General features: G+C 33.0%; 4 protein-coding genes. 2 read left to right on the forward strand and 2 right to left on the reverse strand.

All coding sequences use genetic code 11. From position 1 onward, the window contains the following. Positions 1-444 precede the first annotated feature (444 nt). Positions 445-603: a sporulation protein Cse60 gene (locus PQ474_RS25890; protein ID WP_273848459.1), complete on the forward strand. Its 159-nt coding sequence runs from the start codon at positions 445-447 to the stop codon at positions 601-603. A gap of 393 nt (positions 604-996) precedes the next feature. Here the strand turns inward: PQ474_RS25890 and PQ474_RS25895 are convergent, their stop codons facing one another. Then, positions 997-1,182 carry a hypothetical protein gene (locus tag PQ474_RS25895; protein WP_273848460.1) on the reverse strand — a complete coding sequence of 62 codons (186 nt, stop codon included), beginning with the start codon at positions 1,180-1,182 and terminating at the stop codon, positions 997-999. 456 nt (positions 1,183-1,638) lie between these two features. Between PQ474_RS25895 and PQ474_RS25900 the strand changes: the two genes are divergently transcribed. Continuing rightward, a complete protein-coding gene (locus tag PQ474_RS25900; RefSeq protein ID WP_273848461.1) occupies positions 1,639-1,980 on the forward strand; it encodes a hypothetical protein in 342 nt (113 codons plus the stop codon). Between the two features lie 159 nt (positions 1,981-2,139). Here PQ474_RS25900 and resA read toward each other — a convergent pair whose 3' ends face one another. Next, on the reverse strand, positions 2,140-2,664 hold the full coding sequence (gene resA / locus PQ474_RS25905; RefSeq protein WP_273848462.1) for a thiol-disulfide oxidoreductase ResA: 525 nt from the start codon (positions 2,662-2,664) through the stop codon (positions 2,140-2,142). Positions 2,665-2,951 lie beyond the last annotated feature (287 nt).

A 2,951-nucleotide genomic window follows, 5' to 3' on the forward strand; every position in this document is an offset into this window, starting at 1 on the left:
TTTTACAATTGTCAATGAGATATAATATATTATCTGACATAAAAAATATAAGTGAACAACCTCCATGAACAAATCAACATCTACATGCAAAAGAAGCCCTTACATAGTAGTGAAGGCTTCTTTTGCATGTAGATGTTGATTTGAAATAAAGTGATAATTTGTAAAAAAGTTCGATAATTTATAAAAAAGATTGATATTAAATTTATAATAAAGTTTGATTAAAAGTCCTGTATGAGTAGCAGGATTTTTTTGTTCCGCAATCGGGCCAGATTGTTGAGGAACGTTTTCATGTATTCGTGTAGAATAATAGCTGAGATTGTGAAGGATTTTACTTAAACTAACGAAGCAGGATTGTTAAGTAAAAAACTTACCAATAACTATGAAACAAAATGCTTATTTAATCGTATAAATTATAAATAGTTTATTTAGGAGGTGTATGGTAAATTGAAAGTTAAAACATTTTACGGATGGTCTGAAAAAGGAATGGATAAGAAAGTAAATGAATTTTTAAAAGATACTTCTATTGAGATAGTAGATATAAAATTTTCATCTCCCATATTCTTTTTTAGTGCAATGGTTATATACAAAGAAAAAGTGCATTGAAGCTCCCTCAGTAAGACTGTTTTATCTCACGAATACTCGCTTATTCGCAGGATTTCAAACCACTTGTAAGTACAGTAGCGGATTAACGGAATAAGGGGTCTGTGTAGCAATGGAGCAATATTACGCAACTAGTATTAGCGGACATGAAAAACAACCCAGAATGTGGTTTTTGACTCTAAAAATCTGCTTTTTACAGAAATTAAAAGCAAACTTATATGTTAAATCGTGAAGATTCTAAATTCTTTATGTCCACTAATATTATTTAGAGGACATTCTGAAATGGGTGTTTTTGCCCACCCCCTCGAAAAGGTGGAATAAAGAATTTCCCAATGCAAAATGGGCGCTTTCTTCTTCCAGGATAGCTCCCGTTTGTTTAATAACAGTAGTTCAATTTTAATTTATAAAAGCGTAATATATAACACCTGCCACAGCGAACAAAGGGATTATGAAAATTAAACTTCTTTTGAATGCTTTAAAAAATGACCGAAAATCTTTACCTTTATCTTCATAGGTTGCTACTTCCATAGCTAACCAAACAATTGCCAAAATACCTAATCCAATTCCGATTACCCACGCCATTTTGTCACCCCCATAATTTACCTTTTATATATTTTATCATATATCTTTGTTAAACTCTTCTGCCCGTTACTTTAAGTACAATCCTTCACAATCTCTCATTATTTTGACATAAATATCCAATTTAACTACCAGAGCGTTATTCCACAAAATGGCCCTTTTCATGAAGAAAGACGCTTTCTTTATTTCAGAAAAGCGCCCTTTCGTATTATAAGGTTAACCAGATAAGAAAATATTTCTGGTTGACCTTTTTTTATATGGTCTTATGATAACAGTAGCCAGGGTAGAACGTAAGCGCCCGTGGGACTTAGATCCCGTCCATTAAACCGTTCACCCCCTACTGGTAGAAACATGTTTGAGGCTGGTTGGGACTTAGATCTCGTATAACAAGCGAAGCTATGATACTACTAGGAGGAATTAGGGGTTACTGGCAAGTTCAATTTGAGGAGGAGATTTAGAATGAATCCAGTCGTTGGTCTGGATGTTTCAAAAGGAGAAAGTGCAGAAGCAGCTTCAGCAAGCTCTAGCATTTCATCAGGGCAGAATATGGGTAACCTTTCCTCAAGTATTTACGTAGGTCAAGGTAATGTGTATTCATTAATGGTAGTAAACCAAAGTAACAGTAGTGATGTATATTTAAATGTTAGTAGGAATGGTACTGTTATTTATTCAACTGTTCCGATTTCTAGAAACCAAGTTTGGAGTCAAAAATATACAAGTACAAATGGCGGGAATTATCGTATTCAATTAGGTTGCGTATCGGGGACAAGTTGTAATGCCGGAGCAACTATCAGTAACTAGATTTACCTTATTTATCTCTTGGTCTTATAGTTATAATTGCAAATATAAAAAAGGTGCAACTAAGAATTAGTGCGCACCTTTTTTATTACAAAAAAATATCAAGAAATACAGAACCCTATATTTATGATAATTATAAATAAAAGTCTATAAGTGATACAATCAGCTATTTGGCTTAATTCGTTCCATAAATTCCCTAGTTATTTCTTTATTTAGTGGACCAGTATATATATCAACTACAACTCCATCTGCATCAATTAACACTGTTGTAGGTAGAGGATTTACCCCATAAGCATCGAAAACATTTCCTTTATCTGTAGTAATAGGAAATGTAAGGTCTAACTTTTCCGTGAATCGCTCTACTGCTAGGTTCGATTCACCCGCGTTAATAGCTATTAATTCAATCCCTTTATCCGCATATTCTTGATACATTTCATTCATTATGGGCATTTCTTTAACACACTCGGGGCAATATGTACCCCAAAAATTCAGAAACACGCCTTGACCTTTTAATTCATCCAATTCGATTCGCTTTCCTTCTAGATCGTAAAGAACAAAATTTAGAGACTTATCACCAGCTTGAATAGCATTTCTCTCACTAAAGTGACTAGAATAGAAAGTATATACTAAGGATATCGCAATTATTGACAGAATACTTGTTCTAATTACTAACCGTCTTTTTCTCATTATACCTATCCTTTCTCATAAGATATTCCCCTAAAATATAACCTGAACTAATTAAAATAGGTTGGTAATAAAATCTTGGATTCTTTGACCCCAGATATTAATATAAAACATTTTATTAAAAAAAATGATAATACCAAGTATTATCATAACTATCCCGCCTACTTTCGTAAGAATAGATGAATACTTAGTTATAAATTTAACTTTACCGATCCCCCTCTGTTAGGATAGATGTCGTACGATACTTTAGTGTTATAGTTTAAGTAAATAACACGGAGGTCGATCGATAT

The organism is Halalkalibacter alkalisediminis (genome assembly GCF_028610705.1).
Lineage (GTDB): Bacteria > Bacillota > Bacilli > Bacillales > Bacillaceae_D > Halalkalibacter > Halalkalibacter alkalisediminis.

Bases quoted from the DNA above. Each gene is read 5' to 3' on its own strand.
- PQ474_RS25895 (WP_273848460.1), bottom strand. From the start codon at position 1,182: ATGGCGTGGGTAATCGGAATTGGATTAGGTATTTTGGCAATTGTTTGG.
- PQ474_RS25900 (WP_273848461.1), top strand. From the start codon at position 1,639: ATGAATCCAGTCGTTGGTCTGGATGTTTCAAAAGGAGAAAGTGCAGAA.
- resA (WP_273848462.1), bottom strand. From the start codon at position 2,664: ATGAGAAAAAGACGGTTAGTAATTAGAACAAGTATTCTGTCAATAATT.